At 55.3% G+C, this 24,170-nt stretch carries 19 protein-coding genes and 1 other RNA gene; 13 read left to right on the top strand and 7 right to left on the bottom strand.

The annotated features are described in order from the left end of the window. Positions 1 to 181 precede the first annotated feature (181 nt). Positions 182 to 1,828 carry a serine/threonine-protein kinase gene (locus H6F94_RS28580; RefSeq protein WP_190805651.1) on the top strand — a complete coding sequence of 549 codons (1,647 nt, stop codon included), beginning with the start codon at positions 182 to 184 and terminating at the stop codon, positions 1,826 to 1,828. A 48-nt stretch (positions 1,829 to 1,876) separates the two neighbouring features. Here H6F94_RS28580 and gatB read toward each other — a convergent pair whose 3' ends face one another. Then, complete coding sequence (gatB, locus tag H6F94_RS28575) at positions 1,877 to 3,349, bottom strand: Asp-tRNA(Asn)/Glu-tRNA(Gln) amidotransferase subunit GatB (RefSeq protein WP_190805650.1); 1,473 nt, start codon at positions 3,347 to 3,349, stop codon at positions 1,877 to 1,879. Positions 3,350 to 3,406: 57 nt separating this feature from the next. Between gatB and H6F94_RS28570 the strand changes: the two genes are divergently transcribed. After that, complete coding sequence (locus H6F94_RS28570) at positions 3,407 to 4,222, top strand: hypothetical protein (protein WP_190805649.1); 816 nt, start codon at positions 3,407 to 3,409, stop codon at positions 4,220 to 4,222. A gap of 14 nt (positions 4,223 to 4,236) precedes the next feature. Beyond that, positions 4,237 to 4,691, top strand: an RNA gene (gene rnpB / locus H6F94_RS28565) — RNase P RNA component class A. A gap of 38 nt (positions 4,692 to 4,729) precedes the next feature. Here rnpB and H6F94_RS28560 read toward each other — a convergent pair. Both H6F94_RS28560 and H6F94_RS28555 read right to left on the bottom strand, forming a co-directional pair. Continuing rightward, positions 4,730 to 6,079, bottom strand: a complete 1,350-nt coding sequence (locus H6F94_RS28560; RefSeq protein WP_190805648.1) for a hemolysin family protein — start codon at positions 6,077 to 6,079, stop codon at positions 4,730 to 4,732. A 34-nt stretch (positions 6,080 to 6,113) separates the two neighbouring features. Then, positions 6,114 to 8,969, bottom strand: a complete 2,856-nt coding sequence (locus H6F94_RS28555; protein ID WP_190805647.1) for a cation-translocating P-type ATPase — start codon at positions 8,967 to 8,969, stop codon at positions 6,114 to 6,116. Positions 8,970 to 9,054: 85 nt separating this feature from the next. On the opposite strand from H6F94_RS28555, the gene H6F94_RS28550 reads away from it, so the two are divergent. Further along, positions 9,055 to 10,314, top strand: coding sequence for an ATP-binding protein (locus tag H6F94_RS28550; RefSeq protein ID WP_242041448.1), 1,260 nt, complete (start codon positions 9,055 to 9,057; stop codon positions 10,312 to 10,314). 24 nt (positions 10,315 to 10,338) lie between these two features. On the opposite strand, the gene H6F94_RS28545 is transcribed toward H6F94_RS28550, so the two are convergent. Then, entirely contained in the window at positions 10,339 to 11,511 is a 1,173-nt protein-coding gene (locus tag H6F94_RS28545) for a hypothetical protein (RefSeq protein WP_190805646.1), read from the bottom strand. A 25-nt stretch (positions 11,512 to 11,536) separates the two neighbouring features. On the opposite strand from H6F94_RS28545, the gene H6F94_RS28540 reads away from it, so the two are divergent. The 6 genes from H6F94_RS28540 to H6F94_RS33375 all read left to right on the top strand — a co-directional run bounded on the left by H6F94_RS28540 (position 11,537) and on the right by H6F94_RS33375 (position 18,471). Continuing rightward, complete coding sequence (locus tag H6F94_RS28540; RefSeq protein WP_190805645.1) at positions 11,537 to 14,251, top strand: ATP-binding protein; 2,715 nt, start codon at positions 11,537 to 11,539, stop codon at positions 14,249 to 14,251. A 147-nt stretch (positions 14,252 to 14,398) separates the two neighbouring features. Then, positions 14,399 to 15,124, top strand: a complete 726-nt coding sequence (locus H6F94_RS28535; RefSeq protein WP_190805644.1) for a response regulator transcription factor — start codon at positions 14,399 to 14,401, stop codon at positions 15,122 to 15,124. Between the two features lie 99 nt (positions 15,125 to 15,223). Continuing rightward, complete coding sequence (locus tag H6F94_RS28530; RefSeq protein WP_190805643.1) at positions 15,224 to 16,546, top strand: serine/threonine protein kinase; 1,323 nt, start codon at positions 15,224 to 15,226, stop codon at positions 16,544 to 16,546. 20 nt (positions 16,547 to 16,566) lie between these two features. After that, the gene (locus H6F94_RS28525; protein ID WP_190805642.1) at positions 16,567 to 17,211 is read left to right on the top strand and encodes an HAS-barrel domain-containing protein; all 645 of its coding nucleotides are present in this window, start codon (positions 16,567 to 16,569) and stop codon (positions 17,209 to 17,211) included. Between the two features lie 81 nt (positions 17,212 to 17,292). After that, the gene (locus H6F94_RS28520) at positions 17,293 to 17,694 is read left to right on the top strand and encodes an NINE protein (protein WP_190805641.1); all 402 of its coding nucleotides are present in this window, start codon (positions 17,293 to 17,295) and stop codon (positions 17,692 to 17,694) included. A gap of 21 nt (positions 17,695 to 17,715) precedes the next feature. After that, on the top strand, positions 17,716 to 18,471 hold the full coding sequence (locus H6F94_RS33375; RefSeq protein WP_313949392.1) for a helix-hairpin-helix domain-containing protein: 756 nt from the start codon (positions 17,716 to 17,718) through the stop codon (positions 18,469 to 18,471). A 97-nt stretch (positions 18,472 to 18,568) separates the two neighbouring features. Here the strand turns inward: H6F94_RS33375 and H6F94_RS28510 are convergent, their stop codons facing one another. Next, complete coding sequence (locus tag H6F94_RS28510; RefSeq protein WP_190805640.1) at positions 18,569 to 20,491, bottom strand: transglycosylase domain-containing protein; 1,923 nt, start codon at positions 20,489 to 20,491, stop codon at positions 18,569 to 18,571. Positions 20,492 to 21,108: 617 nt separating this feature from the next. On the opposite strand from H6F94_RS28510, the gene tyrS reads away from it, so the two are divergent. The 3 genes from tyrS (at position 21,109) to H6F94_RS28495 (ending at position 23,009) form a co-directional block, all read left to right on the top strand. Next, entirely contained in the window at positions 21,109 to 22,317 is a 1,209-nt protein-coding gene (tyrS, locus tag H6F94_RS28505) for a tyrosine--tRNA ligase (RefSeq protein ID WP_190805639.1), read from the top strand. Positions 22,318 to 22,514: 197 nt separating this feature from the next. After that, on the top strand, positions 22,515 to 22,679 hold the full coding sequence (locus H6F94_RS28500) for a CAB/ELIP/HLIP family chlorophyll-binding protein (RefSeq protein WP_190805638.1): 165 nt from the start codon (positions 22,515 to 22,517) through the stop codon (positions 22,677 to 22,679). A 168-nt stretch (positions 22,680 to 22,847) separates the two neighbouring features. Then, entirely contained in the window at positions 22,848 to 23,009 is a 162-nt protein-coding gene (locus tag H6F94_RS28495) for a hypothetical protein (RefSeq protein ID WP_190805637.1), read from the top strand. 67 nt (positions 23,010 to 23,076) lie between these two features. Here H6F94_RS28495 and H6F94_RS28490 read toward each other — a convergent pair whose 3' ends face one another. Both H6F94_RS28490 and H6F94_RS28485 read right to left on the bottom strand, forming a co-directional pair. Continuing rightward, positions 23,077 to 23,283: a hypothetical protein gene (locus H6F94_RS28490; protein WP_190805636.1), complete on the bottom strand. Its 207-nt coding sequence runs from the start codon at positions 23,281 to 23,283 to the stop codon at positions 23,077 to 23,079. A 19-nt stretch (positions 23,284 to 23,302) separates the two neighbouring features. Then, a complete protein-coding gene (locus H6F94_RS28485; RefSeq protein WP_190805635.1) occupies positions 23,303 to 24,115 on the bottom strand; it encodes a SpoIID/LytB domain-containing protein in 813 nt (270 codons plus the stop codon). Positions 24,116 to 24,170: the final 55 nt, after the last annotated feature.

The raw sequence follows: 24,170 nt of genomic DNA, 5'->3' as shown, positions 1-24,170 counted from the left end.
GAAAACTGGGATCACCCCGAACCCAACCCTGAAGTGGCATGAACTGCTGGCTGCTCTATGTGCAACCGCTCACTCATTCCAGAAGGACCATGGGTCCGAGTTCTATGAGACGACCTGCGGTCTTGACCGGTGCACTATTCACCTGCCTTGCCAGGGTAGCCCTTCATGAGCGTATGACCCCATGAGTTATTGCTTCAACCCTGTTTGCCCGAATCCGGAAAATCTGACCCATACTCGTTTTTGTCAGGCTTGCAACCATCAGTTGCTATTGCACGAGCGCTACCGTGCAGTGGAGCCGCTGGGACGCGGAGGCTTTGGAGCAACCTTTCTATCGCAAGACGAGTCGCAACCTGAACTCCCGCTGTTTGTTGTCAAGCAACTGCGTCCTGTAGCGACTGCTCCCCAAGCCCTGAAGATGGCGAAGGAACTGTTCGAGCGCGAAGCCAATACCCTGGCTAAAGTCGGCGTTCACCAGCAGGTGCCCAGCCTTCTAGACTACTTCAGCGAGAATGAAGAGTTTTATCTGGTTCAGCAGTACGTTGAGGGCGAGACGCTCAAGCAAGAAGTCGAGCGCCGGGGGGCATTTAACGAGGTGGAAGTGCGTCAGTTCTTGATTGAAGTACTTCCGGTTTTGGAATTTGTGCATCAAAACCGAGTCATCCATCGAGACATCAAACCTGCCAACTTAATCCGGGCCAAGCGAGATGGCCGGCTCGTGCTCATTGACTTTGGCGCTGTTAAGCATCAGGTGCAAGCGGGTGTTGTGAGTAATGATGCCTCAGACCTATCTGAATCTGACCGAACCGCCTTAACTGCCTTTGCCATTGGCACCGCTGGTTTTGCCCCACCTGAGCAGATGGCTCTGCGCCCAGTCTATGCCAGCGATATCTATGCCTTGGGCATGACCTGTTTATACTTACTAACTGGGCGTTCTCCCAAGCACTTAGCCCACGACCCACTAACCGGTGAGGTGATCTGGCAGGACCAGGTTGTGCTGAGCCCTCATCTCGATGCCATTCTCAAGAAAATGCTGGAGGATTCGGTCCGCCAGCGTTACCGTTCTGCCAATGAGGTTTTGCGGGACCTAGACCTGGCTCCCCATCTGCAAACTCTGGCCCAAGGTCTAATGGCCCAGCAACCAAGCAAGCCAGCCGTGCCTACCTATCGCTCGGCCTTTCGCAAGGGTAACTCCACGACCGGAGGCCACTCCGGTAGTCAGGGCAATTCAGAGGGCAACAGCGGCAGCCAAACCTCCTCCGGCTTATCTCAACTGGCGATGGCGATCCGTCGTCGCCGAGCTGAAAATGCGACAACCACAAATTCAGCCGGGAAATTGACGCCTGCTGTGGTGCGCCCGATTGTGATTGCGGCCTCGGCTCGACCGCCGGTGCATGATGCCGAGCGCGAAGCTCGCACAGTCCGCAACGATTACACCAAGGGCGTTCGCAATTTTGCAGGGCGCAATCTCACCCAGGCTGCTCTGCAAGCTGCGCTCCTGTCTGGCTCAATTCTTACCAAAGCCTGTCTATTGCAAGCTAATCTGCGCGGTGCCGACCTCAGACACTGTGATTTAGGTCATGCCAATCTGGTCCGGGCTGACCTGCGGGATAGTCTCTTGACCGATGCCTACTTGAGCCATGCTGATTTGAGCGGTGCCGACCTGCGCGGCGCGGATCTGCGCAATGTTTACTTGCGCAATGCCAATCTCCGAGGCGCTAACCTTTGCGGGGCCAATCTCAGTGGTGCCAAGCTCAGCGACGAGCAACTAGCTCAAGCTCGGACCAACCTGTTTACAGTTCGGCCCGAGCGTAAGAATTTGCTGTGGTAGCCCCTGAGGCGTCAGGGGCCAGTGGTTAAGGCTTTGATGCGCCTTCCTTTACGCCTTGAGCTTTTGCGCTAAGAGCTGATTGGTTAGCTTAGGGTCAGCCCGGCCCTGGGTTTTTTTCATGACCTGACCTACGAAGAAGCCCAGCAGCTTAGTTTTACCAGCACGATATTGCTCTAGCTCGGTCGGATTGGCAGCAAGCACTTCGTCAATCGTGGCATTGAGGGCAGTCGCATCCGAGATTTGGCTCAGACCCTTGCTCTCTACTAAGGCTTTGGCAGAGCCACCTTGCGTTAGTAACTCGGGCAGCAGTTCCTTGGCCATTTTGGCGCTGATCGTATTGGTCTGGATCAGGCTAATGAGTTCACCCAAAGCAGTAGGGGTCAGCGCGGTTTCAGTGATCGCTTTTTTCTCACTGTTGAGATAACTGGTGATGTCTCCCATAATCCAGTTGGCTGCCTGCTTAGCCTCAGCTCCTGCCGCCAGCGTCGCCTCAAAGTACTCAGCGATCGCCCGATCATCAGTGACCACCCGACTGTCGTAGGGGGAAAGGCCGAGTTCTGTTTCGTAGCGGTGTCGCTTAGCAGCGGGCAATTCGGGCAACTGAGCACGCCAGCCTTCCAGAATCTCCTGCGTTAATTCGATTGGCACGAGATCGGGCTCAGGGAAGTAGCGGTAGTCACTGGAGCCTTCTTTAACGCGCATGCTGATTGTGCGTTGGGAGTTCTCCTCCCAAAGTCGGGTCTCTTGGACCAAACGGCCCCCTTCTTCAAGCACACCAATCTGGCGGTCGATTTCGTAATCGATCGCACGAGCGATGGCGTTGAAGGAGTTCATGTTTTTGATCTCCACCTTTGTGCCAAACTCGCTTTGGCCAACCGGTCGCACTGAGATATTGACATCGCAGCGCAGTGAGCCTTCCTGCATGTTGCCGTCGGATACGCCTAAGTAACGCAGGATGCGACGCAGCTCTTGTGCGTACTCAGCCGCTTCGGCCCCGGAGCGAAGATCTGGTTCAGAGACAATTTCAACCAGGGGCACCCCAGTACGGTTGAAGTCCACGAGAGAGTAGGCAGAACCCGAAAGACGGTCAGACCCGGCATGGACGAGCTTGCCAGCATCTTCTTCCATGTGCAGGCGGGTGATGCCGATTTTCTTGGTCGTGCCGTTTTCTAGTTCGATTTCCAGCCAACCATGCTCGGCAATTGGCAGGTCGTACTGCGAGATCTGGTAGTTCTTGGGCAGGTCAGGATAGAAATACTGTTTGCGGTCGAACTTGCTAGGGGAAGTAATTTGGCAATTGAGAGCTAGGCTGGCTTTGACTGCATACTCCAGGACACTCTGGTTGAGAACTGGCAGCACACCAGGCATGCCCAAACACACGGGGCAGACGTTTGTGTTGGGCGGTGCGCCGAATTCAGTGGAGCAGCTGCAGAAGATTTTGGTTTGGGTTTTAAGCTGACAGTGCGTTTCTAAACCAATGACAGCTTCGTAACGAGTTCTAGCAGGCGCAGCAATGGTCATGCTCAAAGCCTTTCCGAAGGAAGTAATCTTGCAAACAGAGATTCCATTGTATTAGCTATGCTCCTGTCAGATCAGGACTTACTCATCCTGGTGGGCTTCTTCCTAGTCGTGATCGCCATTGGCTATAGCGTTTACGGTTCGCTACAGCTACAGGAGGACAAGCTGCTGGTGAAGAAGGTAGAACCAGCTGAAGATGAGCCGCCTCCAGCCGATGCACCCTGGTATGTTTTGCGCTGGTATCAAATCCGGATGTGGTTTAAGGCTTATCTTAAAGTGCTGCGCCCGAAGCCCAAGCCGCCAGACAAGCCCAAAAAACCGGCTGATGTCGAGTTTTCCTTTAAAGGCAGCTACGACCTCAATAAGGTGCCCTCACTCACCGTTAAGGTCAAGAACAATACAGACATTTTGGACGATGTCGATGCCCAAGTCGTTAAGATCCATTGGGCTCAAAGCCGCATCATCGGCATTGGCATTACCGGGCCCACGGAGAAGCCTCAGCCAATGGTCTACGTCGCAGAGGCTCTTAAGGAGAAACCCACCATTCAAAAGCCCACTGAGATTGACCCTGGTATTCAATTTGAGGGCCAAGCCAGTGTCCCAGAAGCCATTGAGCTGAGGGACGGTAAGCTGCAACTTAAAGATGGCGGTACTTTAGTCAAGATCGTGCAGCCTACCTTCCGCAGCAAAATAGAGCTCCAAGCGAGATACCGAGATTTTATGCGCGGCCTACAGAGCCGGGATCTGATTATCAGGCTGGTCACCCAGGTGGGCAATGGCCCCCTAGAGACCAAGGAGCAGGTCTTCAAAGTCAAGCGCCAAACCAGTGCTTGGCATATCGTGCTGCTGAAAGCATTTCTGTCCAAGAAATCCTAGACTAAAAGATTGGAAGAGTAGGTGTGGCGGTTGCGGGTCAGTTAAACCTGACCTGAGGAAAGTCCGGGCTCCCTAAAGACCAGACTTGCTGGGTAACGCCCAGTGCGGGTGACCGTGAGGAAAGTGCCACAGAAACATACCGCCAATGGAATGGGGATCGGGAGCGGGGGGCAGGGGTTCGGTGAGGAGCAATCCACACAGTCCCAATCTCCAACTCTTGGCTTCCAATCACAGGTAAGGGTGCAAGGGTGCGGTAAGAGCGCACCAGCAGGGTCGAGAGGCCCTGGCTCGGTAAACCCCGGTTGGGAGCAAGGTCGAGGGGCTATGGTTGGTCTTTTTCCAGCTCCGCTTTTGGCGTACCGCTAGAGGCGTTCGGTAACGAGCGTCCCAGATAGATAACTGCCTTCCCTGGGTCTGCTGCGGCAGGCCCCTGGGGATAACAGAACCCGGCTTACGGCTTGCTCTTCCATTTTTAGTTTTTCAGATTTTTAGTTTCTTGAAGTCCGCTCAGTCGCTTTGCTGAGGGGAATCTGAGGTGACCATCTCTGCGGTTGTGGTTGGCGGTGTATAAGTAACGCGGACGCGCTGGCCGTCTTCAAGCACCAGCAGTTCTACCGACTCTATTTGCAAGCGATCGCCTGAGGTTGGCAGTTGATTAAATTCAGCGAGGAACAACCCTGCTAGGGTCGCTGCCTGATCGCGGGGTAGATCGCTGCCCAACTCGTTGTTGACTCTGGATAAGCTGGCCCGCACATTGAAAATGCCTTTGTGGGGGCCCAATCGCAGAAACTCCGCTTCCTCTTCAGCGTCGTACTCATCGCGGATCTCGCCCACAATTTCTTCAAGCAAATCTTCGAGGGTAATTAAACCTGCTGTGCCGCCGTATTCGTCTGTGACCACGACCAGGTGCAGACGCCCCTTTTGCATCTCGCGCAGAATATCACTGGCGCGTTTGTACTCGGGTACGAAGCGCACTGGACGCATCAACTCACGCACATTGGGCGTTGGGCCTCCGTCCGATAGATACGGTCCCGCTTCTGTCTGCGGCCAGACCAAGTCTTTAACGTGCAGAACTCCCTGAATATGGTCAATGTCTTGGTCGTAGACAGGCAAGCGAGTGTGGGCATTCTGGGCCGCAATGTTGTAAGCCTCGGCCAGGCTGGTATTGACGCTGATCGCCTGCATGCGTACGCGAGGCACCATGACTGCCCGGGCCGTTAGCCGCGACAGCCCCACCACGCCCATAATCATGCGCCGCTCCTGCTCGCCTAGGGTCCCCCCTTCCCGAGCTGCTTCAATCAGTGCCCTAATTTCATCCAGGCTAATGCGAGTTTCCTCGTTGTCGTGGGCATTGCCACCGACCCAGCCCAGGATGGTGTTGGTCGCGCTAGTCAGCAGATGGACCAGTGGCGAGGCCAGTTTGCCTAGCCAGGCAATCGGCATCACTGTAAACAGTGCTACGGACTCAGCGTGACGCAGGGCCAGTCGCTTCGGAGTGAGTTCGCCGAAAATTAGACTGACCAGAGACACGACAACGGTGACAGCGAAGAACGCTGCATTTTTGGCGAATGGCCCCAGCAAAGGTTTAAGGGCATTCGCTAAAGGCAGGGATAGCTCCACCGCTGCCGCTGCTGAGGTAAAGAAGGCAGCCAGGGTAATGCCGATCTGGATCGTGGCTAGGAAGCGAGTGCTGTCGCGACTGAGCTTAAGTGCCTGCCGGGCGCGGCGACTGCCTGCCTTGGCCATTACCTCCAGCCTTGTGGGATCCGAAGAAACCAGCGCGATTTCAGCCGCGGCGAAAAAGGCATTAATGGCAATGAGCAGGACCACCAGGCCCAGTTGCGGCAGGACTTCCATACTGCTTGGTTATACCTCGCTCCCAGCCGGTGCGTTAGCCTTCCTGTCTCCCCTTAACTAACCGGATGAACAGCTTTTCACCCTCAATCCAAACAAACATCAGGGCGCTGAAGCCGATGCAGATGCCCAGCTGAGTGAGTGAGAGCACGTGGGTGCCGAAGAAGCTGCGCAGCGGCTCGACGTAAATCAGAGCCAGTTGCAGCAGTGACGTAACTGAGACAGCTCCCAAGACATAGGGATTAGAGAAGGGGTTCATCTCCATGGTGAGCAGACTGTTAGAGCGTATCGCCAGAGCGTGGCCCATCTGAGCTAGACACAGGGTTGTAAACACCATCGTCTTCCATGAGTCAGGGTCAGTGCCAAACTCATTGCGGAAATTGAAGGCTATTTGCATCAAGATGATGCTGAGGATGCCAAAAATGATGCCGATGCGAATCATGTAGAGCCCCAAGCCCCGGGCAAAGATGCTTTCTTTGGGACTGAAGGGGGGACGGCGCATCACATTGGGGCCAGCAGGCTCAACGGCTAAGGCTAGTGCTGGCAAACCATCCGTGACCAGGTTCATCCAGAGAATTTGCAACGGCGTTAGTGGCACAGAACCGCCTGCGAGCAAGATCGGTGCAGCTGCAATGGTGAGCACTTCACCGATGTTGGAACCCAAGATGTACTTGATGAAGCGCCGGATGTTGGAGTAGACAACTCGTCCCTCTTCGGTCGCCGCAACAATCGTGGCAAAGTTGTCGTCTAGGAGCACCATGTCGCTGGCCTCCTTACTCACATCGGTACCGGTGATACCCATTGCGATGCCGATGTCAGCTTGCTTAATGGCTGGTGCATCATTGACGCCATCGCCGGTCATTGCAACAAATTCGCCGTTCTTCTGCAAGGCCCGCACGATGCGCAGTTTGTGCTCAGGCGAGACGCGAGCATAGACGCTCACCTCTTCGACTGTGTTCTCTAACTCTGACTGAGATAGGCGTTCTAGTTCCTTACCGCCTAAGGACTGCGCCCCTTCTTGCACGATGCCTAAATCAGTGGCGATAGCGACCGCCGTGAGTTGGTGATCGCCGGTGATCATGACAGGGCGGATACCTGCCTGACGACAGCGGGCCACTGCGTCTCGCACCTCGGGTCTAGGCGCATCCAGCATACCGACCAACCCTAGCCAGACTAAGCCCTGCTCGGTGGTCTCGTCGCTGTCTTCAGCAGGTAAAGTCTCTAGTTCACGAGCGGCAAAGCCTAGAACCCGGATGCCCCTTCCTGCTAGGTCTTCGTTTTGCTGGAGGACTTGGCGGCGCTGCGCTTCTTGAATGGGCACAAGCTGTTGGCCGACCAGGATGCGGTTGCAGCGCTCTAAGACCAGCTCTGGAGAGCCTTTGGTGAACATTAAGTAGGGAGTCTGCACAGGTAGCGGCAGAGCTGCCTCGGATTTGCGGTCGCAGATTACACTCATGCGCTTGCGATCCGAGGAAAAGGGAAATTCAGCAGCTCGGTGCAGCTGTTGTCCCACATGGCTCTTGTCCAATTGAGCCTTGCCCGCTAGGGTCAGCAGAGCACCTTCAGTGGGGTCGCCTACCACGCTCCAAATATTGGGTGGCTCTGACTTAAGCACCGCGTCGTTGCAGACAACGCAAGCCAGGAGCAGGCTATGGAGTTCAGGGTCGGTCTTGGCTTCGACTGCTTGCCCCCCGTTGGCTTGGGCAGCCTCAACTTTTTGGAATTGGCCCTCCGGTGTATAGCCACTGCCGCTGACATCAAATGTAGTGCTGGCGGTGTGCACTTTCTGCACCACCATTTTGTTCTGGGTCAGCGTGCCCGTCTTATCTGAGCAAATCGTAGTCACAGACCCCAAGGTTTCCACCGCGGGCAACTTGCGGATCAAGGCGTTGCGCCGGACCATCCGCTGCGTCCCCAGTGCCAGCGCTACCGTGATCACTGCAGGCAAACCTTCGGGTACGACTGCCACAGCCATACTCAGAGAGACTTGAAGCGGTTCCTGCAATGGGGTTAAATCGCCACGGAAGATGCGAGCAAAGCCATCAGGAACCTGTAGGACAGACACGACTACGACAATCGCCACCAGAATTAAGGCACCACTGACCAGCACATTGCCTAGCTGGCTCATGCGGCGCTGTAGGGGGGTGGGTTCACTCTCAACGCCTTGCAGTAGAGTAGCCACCCGTCCCAATTCAGTGCTCATACCGGTCGAGGTCACGACCATCGTGCCGCGGCCCTGCAAGACTTCGGTTCCCTGGAACACCATATTGGTGCGGTCCCCCAAAGAAGCATCGTTAGCCAGCACAGCTGCGGCTGATTTGGTGACTGCTTGGGCTTCGCCAGTGAGGGCGGCTTCACGGATCCGCATGTTGGCGGCTTCTAACAGTCGACCATCAGCAGACACTTGGCCGCCGGCCTCTAGAAACACAATGTCTCCCGGCACGAGTAACTGAGCTGGTACCTCGTCAGTCTTGCCCGAACGTTGAACTCTCACAACTGGAGAGGAAAGCTTCTTCAGCGCTGCCAACGCTTTCTCCGCCCGGCTCTCCTGCAGGTAGCCCAGCAAACCGTTGATGCCAACAATGACCAGGATGGCAATGGCGTCCTTAACCGACCCCAGCAGGGCTGAAACCACGGCCACAGCCAACAGCATGATCAGCATGATGTTGGTGAACTGATCTAACAGAATGCTCCAACTGCTCCGGCCTGCTTTTTCCTCTAGTTCATTGGGGCCAAAACGATCTGTCCGTTCCTGTATCTGAGCGGCGCTCAGTCCCTGTTCCGGGTCGCTCTCTAACAAAACCAGTGCCTTCTCAGCGCTCAGGGAGTGCCAAAGAGTTGGCGGCGTTGGCGGCGAGGAGGGAGACTCAGTCGCAGACGAAGGAGAAACCATGGGCAGGCCTAAAAAATAGTGCTACAGGTGTTCTTAACACTTAAGCATAGTGCCACAATGAACTCTAGTGGTTCGCCTCATAACAATGCTTCACTCCAGGCTTCACTCCAGCGCCTGCCCACCTGACGCTCCAAAGACTGCACTGCCAGACGGTGCATCGTCGGCTCAACGCTTGTTACCCGAAGCTCTTGCCGAGCAGCCTGAAGCTGGAGTTTCTCTATGGACAGACAGTGGTAGTGTGACTCTGAATGCTCTGCAGCCATTAACGAATTTGGACCTGATTGGACGGCAGGCGGAGTTTCAGCGCATTGTACAAGTTCTGGCTCGGGACGGAGACTTGTTGATTACTGGAGTTCCGGGTAGCGGGCGGCGAACCCTAGTCCGGCGAGCCGCCCAGGAAGTAGGAGCCTGGGTTCTGGAGGTGGATTGCATTCGAGTGACGGATGGGGAACGCTTCGTGCACTTACTGTGCGAGAGCCTAGACCAAACGTTCAGAAGTGAGCCTGCCCAAGCTCTAATTCGAGGCTGGGTGGAGAAGACTGCTGCTGACTGGCTGGTTCTCACGGTTGATGCCAAGGGTGAACAGCGGTTAAGGCCAGTTCGGGGTTTGGCTCGCGACCAGCTTTGGAATGCTTTTGAAGCGCTGATCCAACTGCCGCAGATACTGGCAGAATTCCTGAACGGCCAGGTTGTGCTGAGCTTGCCCAGCTTTCCTCACATCCGTTCCTGGGACCGTAACCGCGAATGGGAAACATTTTTGCGTCAGGAAATTCAACGGCAAACCCGAGTCAGTTATGTACTGGTCGCAACTATCGCTGAAATCAGCAGCCAACCCGACGAAGCCCTCGAATCGTTGCAACTCAATCCGCTACCCGACGAGGTGCTGGCCGCTTGGGTACAAAAAGTTTTTGCCGCTCAAGGCCTAACGTTTGACCCGCTCGATCAAGCGCTGGACCTATTTCTAACCGCGGTGCAGGGGCATTTAGGTGATGCTTTGGCCTTGGCCCGACGGCTGCACTCCCTACAAGTCCCCAAAGGTTTAATCGGTCGTCAACAAGTTGAGCAGGCTTTGCAAGGTCTGCTAGCTGATCTGTCCGCAATTTTTGAATCGTTACTGCTGCTGCTACCGGCGAGCCAAGTGCAGTTATTGGAATGTCTGGCAACCGACCCAACCGACAAGCCTCAGAGCCGTGAGTACATCCACAAGCATTGCCTATCTAGAGGCGGCAGCCTTCAAGGGGCTCTAGCGGGTCTTCAGCAAAAAGGCTTGCTGTATGGTTCTGATCAGGGCTATCGCTTAGCCCTGCCGCTGCTGGCTCTGTGGATCCGCGAGCGCTTGATCTGAATCTCTAATCGCAATTGATTGCCCTTAATTTCCCGGCTTTCCTGGCTCTGGGCTAGGAATGGAGTCTGCTTCTGGTGACCTGGGGTAGAGACAGCTGGAAGCCGATGCTGAACCTGAGCTTGCCGAACTTGAGTTAATCGCCCCAGAGCTTGGGCTGGGCTCTGCTTTACTCTCTTCAGGGCTTGTGTAGCCCTCCGCTCCATTGAGTTTGGGACTGTCTGGTTGAGTCTCCGCTAGTTCTCCACATAACCGCTCAGCCTCGTTGAGGCTGAGGCGAGCAAGCGAACGGTAAAACAAAGCAGGATCTCCAGCCTGCTCAGCACTGGGTAGCTGGCTCCAAACATCCAGACTGCGGCGAGCTGACTGAGCAGCTGCACTCAGAGACTCTCGGTTGCCCGTAGATGCCCCTCGGGATACTTCGTAAATGGCCGCAGTAGCAGTGGCAACTCCAATGGCCAGAGGAGAGTTGGCATGGATACGGGCTAATTGCTGGCCTGTACGCCGGATCTCAGCCAAAGTTGCCAAGGTATTGGGGGCGTCAAGAGTACTTTCCTCTGGAATCTGTAGGAGCCGCTCCTGTAGAGCTTGCGCAACTGATAGGACCGCAGGGTCGCTCGTACCAGAATGGCTGACGGTCACAGTTGGGTCAGGCACTGAAACTGAGCTGTTCGGGCTAAGCAGATTCAAGGGAGCCTTGACGACGGCAATGCCTCCCAATAAAACTGCAGCGCCAGTGGCGACGGCGCTGAGTAACTTCAAAAGCCCTGCCAGACGAGGCGGTAAGCTAGTCAGCCGAGTCGAACGGCCTGACAGGCGAGATACACTGGTCAAATCTTCTGGGTGTAATTCTAGGCTGCGCAGGTCCAGTGCTATGCCTTCGTCGGTGGCCTCAGTCACTTCCAAGGCGAGCGGGCTAGGTGGGCCAAATTGAAGTCGGGTTCCGGCTAGTAGAGGCATCAGCGTCTTCAAGAGCCGTCCCCCGGCTTTTGTGCCTGCCAAACTGGGAGCTGCATACCAAATGCCTTCCCAAAACAGCAGGTTAAGACAGACCATGGCTCCGGTAGGCAGCTCATCAGCAGGGGTCAGCAGTGACAAGACGCCCGAGGGCAGACGTACTAAGCAGGCCTCTAAGCCGGTGGCGAGGTGCAGTTGACAGTCCCGTTGTGGTCCATCCAGTACTGTAAAAATCAGTGGCATCGTTTGGAGTCTCCTGAAGCGCATTATGCGTCTTTTGCGCCAACCTCGGAGTGATCAATCAACCGCTAGCAATCGCCCTGTCCAAGCTGCTGGGCGACCTGCTACCCCCCGCGTTTGGCTGTTATTGGGCGGTTGTCGCCAAGCGGGTGTGGGCATCGTATATGGGCTGGCTCTTAGCGGTGCCTGTCTGTGGAGTCTGCAAGTATTTTGGCCAGAGGGGGGGTATTTCAGCCAAGTGCAGGTTCCCCTGGCACAGCGTGCTAGCTTGCCCCTACGCGTGGCAGTGGCTTGGGTACGTCAAGCCGATGCAATTGCTGAGCGTCAACCTGACCAAGCTTTAGCTGGTTACGGGCGGGCCTTAGGCATTCTCGATGGTCTCAACAATCGCCAAAGTCTGGTGCTCCAGCGCCAGATCCAACAGCAAAGCGAGCAAATCCAGCGGGCAGAATTGCAACCTAGTGCCTTGCCTCGCGAGAGCTGGGGCGAAGTTCTATCCCGTCTGCGTCCGCCCTTTGCTCATAACTCGGCCAACGAGCCACCTGCACAGGTTTGGCTAGACGCGCTGTTGTTCTATCCCCTGGTGCAAGAGCCGCAAATCTGGGTTTTGGCCGCCTGTAGCCTGTGGTTAGCACAGCGCTTTGCCCGTTCGGTCCGAGAGCAATTGGCCTGGACTCGCATTTTGGATCAGAGCACTGCCCCCGGCCCTTGGGGCTTCTCACCAGTGCGCAGTTTGCCAGAACTCCTGGGGACTGGTTTGGGCTTCGGTCTGTTCGTTGGACTGGTGTTTCTGTCGCCCAGTGTGCCGGTATTGCTGGCTGTGGTTTTAGGCTCTGCCGTACCTGTAGGGCTGGTATCAGGGCTCAACGCTTACTACAGCCGTCGCTCTCAATTGGCTCTGGATGCCTGGGAGGTACGCTACCGAGCGCAATTTAGCAGCGAGCTGCACAATACTGCGCAGCAAAGCCTGATGGGGGCCTCTTCGGTACTCCGAGAAGTGCTCACGGGTTTAGAAACCTCCAGCCGAGCTGAAGATGCCCGCTTGGCTTGGCGCTTGGCAGCAGCTGCCGATCACTGTCGCGCCGCTGAGGATGAGTTGCGGTTGCTGCGCAATGGCACTGAAGACATGTTTGCGCGGGGTCAGCGTTTCGGTGCGGCTCTAGACCCAATCCGCGATCGCTTGGAGCGGGAGGGTACCGCTTACACGATCCGCTGGTGGCTCAACGGGCAAACGGTGCCCGAGTCTCAGTGGGAGCAACAGGCGTTTACCTTTGACACTGTCGCTGACCGCCGCATTGCCGCCACGCTTTATCAGGTAGTTTCAGAGCTGACCTGGAATGCGTTGAAGTACGCCCGCCGCCCTCAGCATGAAGACCAGAGCCCGCTGCGTTTAGATTTGTGTTTTCATTGCCTGCAACCGCCCGCCGCTGGTGCCTTCAGCCCAGTTCGTGACCGTCGCCTGCCCTCTGGCTTTCGTTTGAGCGTGAGCGATAACGGTCCTGGGTTTGATTTGCGCGAAGCTTATCTGCGCCGTCCCGGTTCGGGATTATTTGCTCTGGGACGTTATTTGCGCCGCCTAGAGGCTGTAGGAGCACGGGTTCGCTATCGCATTGATGCTCGGCCTGGTCAAGGCAGCCGGTTCACGATCGATATCCTGACTGGAACCCTGATGGGAGGCGCTCACTCAACAAGCTGGTCTGCTGAGCCGCCGTCCAAACCAGTCCCGCCCAAAAAGATCAAGCGTAGCCGGGCTCCCATTCCTTTTGTGACCTGGTTAGTGGGTGGCATGGCCTGTGCTGGCTTATTGGGCGGTCTCACCGCTTCTTTGTTAAGTCGTACCGGCAGCCTGGAGGCCAACCGTACCGCTACACCTGTACCAACCCCAGAATTGTCAGGTGCTACCGACCCCGAAACAGGCAAGCTGATCCTTCAGCCTGAGGGGGTTGCAACTGCCCGCACCTTGCTGGCCCAAGTGGGCGACCAGCAAGTTTTGGAGCGAGCTGAAATTGAGGGACGCACCGGGCAGTTAGGTGATCTGGTCAAAGCTATCCAGAAGGCCAGTGAGGTCTCCCCTCGCTCGCTGGTTTACCGGAACGCCCAAGCGCGCATCCAACAGTGGTCAACTCGGATCCTCAGTAGTGCCGAGCGACAGGCTAAGCAGGTAGCGCCAGATGCGCCTCAGGCGCAAGAACTGCTCAGTCGAGCGATTGCGATCGCCAACTTGGTTCCTGATGTTGCTCCTGACTATGCCCGTGCTCAGGCGCGCATCCAGGATTGGCAGAAGCAGCAGTCTGAGATCCGGCGGCAACGCGAGTTAGAGACTCTGGCTCGGGTACAGGCGATTCAGGCTCAGGCCAACCAGTTTTCTTCACCGGAGGCCAAACCTACCTTATCGATTCTGCCGTTGGATAGCCGGGTGACGGAGGGGGACATCGATCTACAGGCTGAGCAGGTGTCGATTCAGAATGATGGCAGCTTTCAGCTCAGCTTGCTGCTCACCAATCGCGCCTCAGAACGCTTTATCTTCCTGGTCAGCCAAGTGGCCCTGTTGGATGGTCAGGGTCAGGACATCACCGGCCAGGTCAACTTGGAGGGTGCAGCAGATGGTTTCCTTGAACCCGGCCAGAGCGTACGCCTACAGATCCATTCGCTCTCAGCCCGTGGCTGGACGCCCCCCTATCAGGTGAATTTGCCAGAAGTACAAGCACTAGACGCTCGGGTGCTCAGGCTGGATTTGCCCTAGTCCTTGGTGCTAGTCCTTGGCGCTAAGAGCAGCGTGCCAAAACTGAGTTTTCAACCCTCAAGCATTAGGTTCTGAAGCATTAGGCCCTAGAGCATTAGGCTAGGATGCTCCTAGCCCAGATCCTTAGCTGTTGAACGGCCACTCAGTATGCCAGAAACGATTGGCGAGCCCATTACCCTCGTGGTGGTGGATGATCACCCAGATACCCTGGCTGGAGCTGCTGCCCATCTTAGTAGCCAGCCAGATTTTGCTGTGATTGGTCAAGCGATGACCGTGACCGATGCCCTGGAGTTAATTACTACCCTGAAGCCGCAGGTCGCCTTGGTCGATTTAGAGTTACCTCGCCAGCGAGGGCAACCTCCCGAGTACCTGGCAGGAATTACTATTGCCCAGGCAGTACAAGCCTCAAAGCTGCCGACTCATCTGGTTGTTATGACTGGACACCGGGACCGCTCCGGCTTAGTTGCCCTCCAGCCCTTTGTGCAGACCAGCACGTCTCACCCTCGGGTTGTTTATGATTACCTGCTCAAATCGGCTACCCCACAAGAGCGGGCTGAAGCAGTTCGGCAGGCGGCTAAGGGTATTGGCCGCTCTCTAGAGGCTCAGGTGCCGCAGCTCACGCCCCGTGAGCGCATTGTGCTGATCCATATGGCTCAGGGCTTGGAGAACAGCCAAATCTCGGAAACGCTAGTCGTTGCTGAGTCCACAGTGATCTCCCATATCAAGTCAGTGATGAGCAAAGTGCTGGGTGAACCCGACGAAGAAGAGCGGGGGTCGCGGCGCAATCGGATGCTCTGTGTGCGTCGAGCCTTGGAATATGGCCTGATTCAGCCGGATCACATCAATCAAAACTGGCTCGATTTACCCTCCTAAGTAAGGGGATACAAGCTTTAGCAAACTTGAGACTTGTGCTCATCCCCAGATTCCTGGATTAGATTTTAGAAATCCCCTGCGCTCTGGAGAAGGAGGCACGTGACGGACAAGGTGCTAAAAAACCGCTACCGGCTGCTCCAGCCTCTGGGCCAGAATGCTGGGCGGCAGACCTGGCTAGCGGAAGACCTGCAAACCATTCCCCAACCCGCTGCCGACCCAGCAGAGGACTCGGCAGACGCTGGCACTCAGGTGCCGAGCGATTTGGGCCGAGTGCGTGGGGAACTCGTAGTAGTGAAGCTTCTCTCCTTTGGGCCAGGGTTTAGTTGGGATGATCTGAAGCTGTTTGAGCGAGAATCTCGGATTCTGCAAGCCTTGGATCACCCCTCTATTCCCCGCTACCGAGATTACTTTTCTACAGATTCCACTGAAAGCTGGGGTTTCTGCCTGGTCAAGGACTACATCCCGGGTGAGTCTCTATCGGACCGGATCCGGCAGGGCCGGCTCTACTCTGAGACCGAAGCAATTGAACTGGCAGAGGGACTGCTGGAAATCCTGATCTACCTGCATGGCCGCACGCCGCCTGTGATTCACCGCGATATCAAGCCCAGCAATGTGCTGATCGGGGAGAACGGTCGCTTGCACTTAGTGGACTTCGGGGCTGTGCAAAACCTGGCGGTAGTCGAAGGACAAACAATCACAATTGTCGGCACCTATGGCTACATGCCCCCAGAGCAATTTGGGGGACGCACGGTAGCGGCTTCGGATCTCTATGCGCTTGGCGCAACTTTGGTCCATGCCCTTACCGGCAGAAGTCCGAGTGATTTGCCACAGCGGAACTTACAGCTTCAGTTTGAACGGGTCGTGAGCCTCAGCCCTGGCTTCACTCAATGGCTGCATCGGCTGCTGGATCCCTCCTTGGATAGCCGCCTTAGTTCCGCTCACCAAGCGCTCTCAACTTTGCGGGCCGCTCAGGTATTTGGTAGCGAACCCGCGGCTACAGAGCAGACCACGGCTGAGCCGCGTAACCGCGACCAGCCCCTCTCTAACCGCATGGCTGAAGTTGGTTTGAACTTACCGGGTATTCGTGACCGCATTGACCAGCTAGATCAGCAGCAACCGGGTGCCAAACGGGAGGCGATCCGCATTTTCCGGGGCTGGGAGGAACGCCGTCCTCTGTTCAATCTGGTGGTGTTTTTACCCACGCTCTCAACCCTATTGCATTACATGGGCTCGCCAGGAGAAATGTTATTCAGCCTAGTCTTTTGGGGCTTAACGGCTAACATCTGCTATTTCCTAGGCCCCTGTATTGAGAGTTACTTGAGTTGGCTGGGTTTACGTCCGACCTGGCTGCGTAACACCCTGTTTGTTAGTGGCAGTCTGCTCTCTCTGCTAGTCACCCTAGCTGGGCTGCGGGTGTTGTAGCTCTAAGCCAGCCTTCCTATATGCGCCTACCCCTCCCCCAGTTCGCCGCAACCAATCGCCATCCCGATCACTTTGCTGAGGTGATCGAAACTTCGACTGCCGAGTTTATGGCGCAGTGCCTCGATCCAGAGGACCTGAATTTTCCGCAAATGCCGCCTTTTGGCTCTTGGGTCAGCGCTCAAGACGAAGAAACTGGCAATCAGGTTTATGCCGTGGTCTATCATGCCAGCACCTCGCCAGTTGATTCGATCCACCGGGCCAGGGCCTTAGGTCTCTCGCTGCAACAGTTGCGGGAACAGCAGCCCCAGATCTTTGCCATGCTCAAAACTGAGTTTCGTGCGGCGATCGTCGGCTTTCGACCGGGCAATCAGCCGCAGCTGATCCATCAGCATCTACCGCCGCGCCCACCGCAAATCCATCAGGCTGTTTATCATTGCGCCACAGCGGAAGTCGTCGCCTTTAGTGACCGGCTAGATTTCTTGCGCACCTTGATTCAGGTCGCTGGAGCTCCCGTCGATGAACTCACAGCGGCGGTGATTCGGCAAGTCTATCGAGCCCGGCAACTTGAGCGCACTTGGTTGGTGCAGGCAGGACGGGCGCTGAGCGTTTTGCTCAAGGATGATTACGATCGGCTCAGCGCCATCCTAGGGCAAATCTACGCCTGAGGCGACTACACCCGATTTCGGCAAGCCTTCTATGATGGAACGGAGGCTAGTGGGCTAGCCTGACACGGAGATTTAGACCCCATGCAGTCGCTTTCCTACCCTGTTTCCACCACCAAACGTAAGGATAGAAAGCTTGCCGGGATTCTAGCATTGGCTGGAATTCTTACCCTTCCCGGTCTGCACAAGATCTATACTGGCAAGGTAGGTTGGGGGGTTGTTTACCTGCTGTTTTTCTGGACCCCGTTTCCCAGAATTGCCAGCGCAATCGAGGGAATTTGGTATCTCACTCAAACTGAGGCCGAGTTCAACGAACGCTTTAACACTGGCACCATTGGCCCTGAAGCCAACCCCACCTTTCGCCCAGAGCACGTTGCTTCTGTTGCCCAAGCTCTGCGAACCTTGGACGACCTACGACGAGACGGGCTAATTTCTGAGTATGAGTTCGAGCAGAAGCGTCGCCAGTTGCTGGCTCAAATTGGTTAGGGAGAATGGCCGGGAGAAGCTGTGCGTCCATCGTCAGACCGTTTAACTGCTCCGTCCCTAACGATGTGGAAGCTTTGGTCTCTAGTACCGGGCTTGCATTGGCTGGGCTTTTTAGTTGCGGGGCATCGACTGCAACAACAGCCCTGGACTGTCGCTGGGGGAGTTTATGCCGCCCTCTTCTTTCTGCCCTTAGCCAGCTTACCAACGGGAGTAGGTGTGCCTGTATCGCTGTTGAGCTGGCTGGCTGCAGTAGTCCACGCGCGCCGCAGCGAACGTCAGTATGCCAATCTGGTGCCTATGCTGAACGACCCTTATCATCGACTGCAATCGTTGTCTGAGGTAGAGGTTGCGGTACGTTTGGGATTAGTAGTCGATGTCAACCGCGCGAGCGTAGATGACTGGTTGCGGTTGCCTGGAATCTCCATTCGTCAAGCTCGGTCACTAGTCAGCCTGACTCGTGCTGGTGTTCAGTTCTATTGCCTTGAAGATGTGGCAGGAGCTATTGGTGCGCCAGTAGAGCAATTGCAAACTTTAGCCCCGGCTCTGCGTTTCTGTTTTTACGACCCTGACGGTGCCGAGTTGCCAGTCCGGCTGGACCCAAATCTTGCCAGCTCGGAAGAGCTGGCCAACTTGCCAGGAGTTGATAGCAACCTAGCGCAAGCGATCACACACAATCGGGGACAACATGGGCCCTACCGCGATCTCGCTGATCTACAGCAACGCCTTCACCTGCCGCCAAAGCTGACTGCCACCCTACTCCATCACATTCAGTTTTAACTTGGTTCCTGGAGGGCTTAGGGCTTAACTGGGTGCTCGTGCTAAGTAGTTGCCCTGTAGTTGCCCTAACCCTTAATTAATGACTCAACTAAGGCGGCTAAGGCCGCTCGAAGTTCGAGGGTGGGTCAAACTTCTCGGCAGGCACGCCTTTCAGTGCTTTAGTCATGAAGTCTTTCCAAATCGGGGCGACGAAGCCACCACCCGTTGCGCCGCCGCCCAGAGGGCGATAATCGTCGTTGCCCACCCACACTGCTGTCACCATCTGAGGCACATAGCCCACAAACCAGATATCACGTTCTGAAGAGGTGGTACCGGTTTTACCTGCTACTGGACGACCATCGCCCAGCTGGGCTGCTTTGCCGGTACCCTGAGTGACCACCCCTTGCAAGACGCTGTTGAGAGAGGCAGCAGCCCAGGGATCGAGCACGAGTTGCGGATCTGGATTGTTATCCAGGATGACCCGTCCACTGTTGCTGGTTACGCGAGCAATAAAGGTCGGCTCTGACTTAAAGCCATTGGTCGCAAATACACCGTAGGCGGAAGCCATTTCTATAGGTGTGAGATCCACCGCGCCCAAAGGCAAGGAGGTGACTGGCTCCATCGGACTGGTAATCCCTAGGGTTCGGCTAGTCTCGACGACTTTCTCCATACCTACCGCTTTGCCAAGGCGAATGGCGGGGATATTACGTGATAACTCTAGAGCTTTGCGAATGCTAATGCCGCCCATGAAGGAGTTGTCGTAGTTCTGCGGTGAGTACCAGCCATTGCCATCGCGGTAGCTGACCGGCGAATCAGAAATAAAGGATTCCGGCGTGTAGCGGCCACTGGCGAAAGCGGCGTAGTAGACAAAAGGTTTGAAGGCTGAGCCAGGTTGGCGTTTGGCCAGTAGGGCACGGTTGAACTGGCTCTTTTCGTAATTAACGCCACCCACCATTGCTTTGACAAAGCCTGTACGCGGGTCAAGGGACACCAGGGCCATTTGGTCAGCTCGCAGACCTCGACGGCGCAATTTAGCGTGCTCTCCGCGCACCGTTTCTTCCGCAATACGTTGTAGGCGCAAGTCCACTGTGGTTTGAACCCGCAGGCCGCCCTTAAGGATGGCGTCTGAGCCGAAGCGGTCAGTTAACTCTTGAATCACCGCCTCAGTAATCCAAGGCACTTCGCTACGACGGAATGAGGTGATTTCGCCCAGCTGCAACGGCTGCTGGCGGGCCTGCTTGTATTCGGCAGCCGTAATCCACTTCAGCTCTAGCATGCGGTTCAGCACCAACAACTGGCGCTGTTTAGCAAGCGTGTAGTCCATGAAGGGGCTAAAGACTTCGGGCGCCTGAATCAGCCCGGCCATCATCGCGGACTCAGCCAGTGTTAGTTCAGATGCCGACTTGTTGAAGTAGCTCTCGGCTGCTGTTTCTACGCCATATGTGTTGTGTCCCCAATAGACCTGGTTGAGGTACATCTCCAGGATTTCGTTCTTGTCAAAGATCTGCTCTAGGCGCATCGCCAGAACTGCTTCTGCTACCTTGCGGTTGAAGGTTTGCTCAGGCGACAGAAACAGATTCTTCACCAACTGCTGGGTAACGGTGGAGCCACCCTCGACCACAGAACCTCTTTCCCAGTTGCTGATAAAGGCCCGAGCAATGCCGTTGGGGTCAACGCCGCGATGAGAATAGAAGTAGCTGTCTTCGATTGCCAGCACCGCTCGCTTGAGGTTGGGTGACATCGAATTAAGCGGGACAACTTCACGGTTGGCTTCACCGTGGACACTATCGATCGGCTTACCTGTGATGTCGTAAATATGAGTTGTCTCTGTGGGCACATAGCCCTTGAGCACCCGCACATCTGGCAAATCACGGAAGCTCAGGGCCAAACCTGAAAGGGCACCCGCAACGACCGAGCTGCCCAATAGCGTCACGGCCAGTAGTGACCCACCCACTGCTTTACCCACAGACTGCACATAAGCCAGAGTCTCGGGTGGGCGCGAGGGCTGCTTCTGCTTGTGTTTGAGACTCTTAGAAGACACGGCGGTCCTGGGGTCTGGGTGAATCGAGTGGATTATAGTCTGCCCACCCCTGGCTTGAGGCCATCCTAAAAGGGGAGCTTGTCTAAGTAGTAGATTTTATACTTTACCCATTTCTGATCAGAACTTAGACGCTCTTTCCCTGGCCCCCCAATTCTGGGGAACTAAGCACCATCCTGGGAAGTTCAGCTAGCATCTAGCTGAATTTGGTAGTGGCCTCTTGACAAGCTCAGGTCCTGAGACAGCAGAAATTAAAGGTTAGCTTACCCCAGACGGCAACCGCGAGCGGAAAACTGTGGTGGCAGGAACAGGCGGCAGGATAGAAGCAGATATAAGGCTTTTTAGGCCGAGTACCAGTCAGAGATCTGCTGCAAGTCAAAGTTTACTTTGACCCTATTTTCTGGGCAGGTTTCAAACACGATCCGAGGCAGGGTTTAAACGAATCCCTAGTACTTTTAAATTTCAAGAAACAGCTGCGATCAGTGTTGCGAAAGCTAATTCCTCAGCTCGCAGTTCTAACCAGCAGTTCTAAGCGGACAACTGCATGGGGTAGACTTCAGGGATATTGTCCACTGACTTAAGCGTGGCCTCCATCCTGGCCTGACTGGCTATTGAAGACTGTGAGCGTAACTGACCCCCATTCTCTGACCTTGCTACGCCGAGGCATTGTCGAAGTCTTTCCGAATAGTCCTGAGGACAATCTCTGGAAGCGTCTAGAATCAGCCGAACTGCCTCTGCGCATCAAACTTGGCATTGATCCGACGGGCACCGATATTCACTTGGGCCACAGCCTTGTTTTCCGCAAGCTGCGTGCTTTTCAAGATGCTGGGCACACTGCTGTGCTGATTATTGGTGACTTCACAGCTCGCATTGGCGACCCTACTGGCAAATCTGAAGTGCGTCGCCAATTAAGCGAAGAGCAGGTTCAAACCAACGCTCAGACCTATCTTGAACAGTTGCGTCCAGTTCTAGACTTTGACACACCTGGACGTCTGGAGATTCGCTACAACTCCGAATGGCTTGCCAAGCTAGACTTGCAAGAAATTATTAAGCTGCTGGCAACCATGACCGTTAGCCAAATGCTAGCTAAGGAAGGCTTTGCTGAGCGAATGCAGGTGAACAATCCTGTTTATCTGCACGAATTTCTCTATCCCCTGATGCAGGGCTATGACTCTGTAGCCGTAAAAGCTGATGTCGAACTAGGCGGCACCGACCAGAAATTCAATCTGCTGGTGGGACGGGATCTACAACAACACTTCGGTCTGTCACCGCAGTTTTGTTTGACTATGCCACTGTTGATTGGTTTGGATGGGCACCAAAAAATGTCCAAGTCTTTGGGCAACTATGTCGGTCTATCCGAAGACCCCCTGAGTATGTACTCCAAGCTGGAGAAAGTGCCTGATACTCAGATCTTTAACTACTTTGAATTGCTCACGAACCTGCCTTTAGACCAACTCCCCTCTGATCCCCGCGAACGGCAAAAGCTTTTAGCCCTTGAGGTCGTCAGTCAGTATTACTCAGCGGAACTAGCTAAACAGGCTCAAGATAGCGCCCGCGCCTTGGTGAGTGAAGGCAACGCAGCAGCAGCAGCTAGTGTACCGGAATTCTCCTTAGCCAATATTCAGTTTCCCGCGCCGGTGTTCTATCTACTGAGCGCTAGTGGTCTATGTGCTAGCTCCTCTGAGGCGCGACGCCAGATTCAAAGTGGGGCTGTCAAGCTTGACGGCCAGAAAATTGACCAGGTTGATCTCAGCTTTGAGAGCCCTGAACAGTTAACCGGCAAGGTGCTTCAGGTTGGCAAAAAGCGCTTCGCTCGTCTAGTTCCCTAGCCGTTGACCGAAGCCCTGGGGGAAACCTCTAGCCAAATTGCGCCTCGTCTTCACAGCGGACTGTGAAGAAAACGTTGCTGTTAGCTGGCGGGCTTGTTACATTCTTTAACGTAGGCCTCCGGCTTACGGCTCGTTGTCTGGAATTGTTTGTCTGAAACTAGTTAGTTGCTCGTCCGTTCTAGAAGAGGTCAAACGTTATGGAATCTAACACCAAGGCTGCTGAAGCCAACGGCCCCAAGTTTGGCTTCACGCCCAGCGCTGAAAGCCTGAATGGTCGTTTGGCAATGATCGGTTTTGCCGCTGCTGTAATCATTGAGTTGGTTAGCAACCAGGGCATTCTGCACTTCTGGGGTCTGCTATAACTCTCGCCTAATTGCCTAATTAAGGTTTAGCCAAACCCTTAGTTGTTAGCCTTGGCCAACAACTAAGGGTTTGGTCTTCTTTGAGGATTTTGAGTTATTCGTCAGCCCGCTACTCTAAGTGGTTACGGGCCGGACGAAGAGGTTGAGCAATGACTAGCAGCAATGGGGGTGAGCCGATCAATTAACGCTTGGACCGACTTGCAAAAATGGCCAGAGGAACAACTGGAGCAAATGGGGGAGCGGCTGAGCCAACTGGAACGCATCACCGCAAACTTGGCTACTGCTAGTCAAGACCAACAGTGCCGTATTGGTGTTCTAGAGCAACCCTAGGGGGGCTCGTTTAGTCCGATAGCCCTCAATAGAGCCCTGCTTCTCCACTCTCTAGGAGGCAGGGCTTTTAGGGTACGTGGGGATCTGGTGCCTTCTGGAGACAAGACCCTCTGGCAGCGTTACGGAAGGTCTGGATTGCATCAACCGTGTTGAGCTTACCGCAGCGAGGGCAGTGAACCTGCTCTCCTGACACGGGCTCAATATCCGCACGGCTCCACCAACTGCCGCAATAATCGCAGCAGAAGTGGTACAGGTACTCCAGAGAGACTTTCATGGGTCAGGTATTGGGCGGCTTAAAGCTGCTGCAAACGTTGCAGTTGGGGGTTGTTGTACCACCAGGCAATGATTTGCTGCCAATTCCAGCCCCGTTCAGCCATCGCCTGAGTCATTTCCTGGTCCAGGTGTTCGCCATCGGGATTGGGCATGTAGCCGCCGTTGTAGGGGATCCAGCTATTGGTAATGCGGGCGCGATAGTAGCCCGCGGCATTGCCCATGACGATGCCACGGGTTGCGGCAATGGCCTCATCAGTGCGGCGATGGAACTTGGGCACGTTGCGGTTGTTTCGGGAGTCGAAATAGTAAAAACCGCGATAAACCTGATCGCGGGTGTCATCAACTAAGTCAAACGGGTTACTGCCCCATTTACGGCTAGATTGGGTGCGCAGAGCGTAGGTGCGGGCAGCTACAGCTTGAGCTTGGAGTGCGTCCATATGCCAGCTGGCGGGCATCTCATTGGGCACAACGCCACGCAGATACTCTTCAACCGGCAAAATGTTAATTGCTATCCCCTCACCACGGCGAGGGCGCACCTCAATCATGCCTGGGTACCAGGTGTTGCCAACTCGAACCAAGCCGCCTGCAGCTGGCTGGATGCGGCTGACCACACTCGTGGGTAGAGAGTACCATTGCCCCGGCTCTAACCGTTGCAACGGTTGCCCCTGAGTCTGGAGCGTTGCGGGCAGAGAGACTGATACCGCCATAGAGTTGCTGGCTTCCTCGTGAACCAGAACACGCACTAAGGCAGCGGCTGTTGCCACTTTGGTCTGCAAGCCCACGAGGAAGATCAGGGCTAGTCCTAGACTGCACCTGCGTAGCATCCGTTTCATTTCAGCTCCTTGCCAAACCAAGTCTGAGTAATGAGTAAATGGAGACAAACTGCGC

Origin of the sequence: Leptolyngbya sp. FACHB-261, assembly GCF_014696065.1 — a bacterium.
In the GTDB taxonomy this organism is placed as follows: Bacteria; Cyanobacteriota; Cyanobacteriia; order FACHB-261; family FACHB-261; genus FACHB-261.
This window is presented reverse-complemented; position numbering and strand designations above follow the sequence as displayed.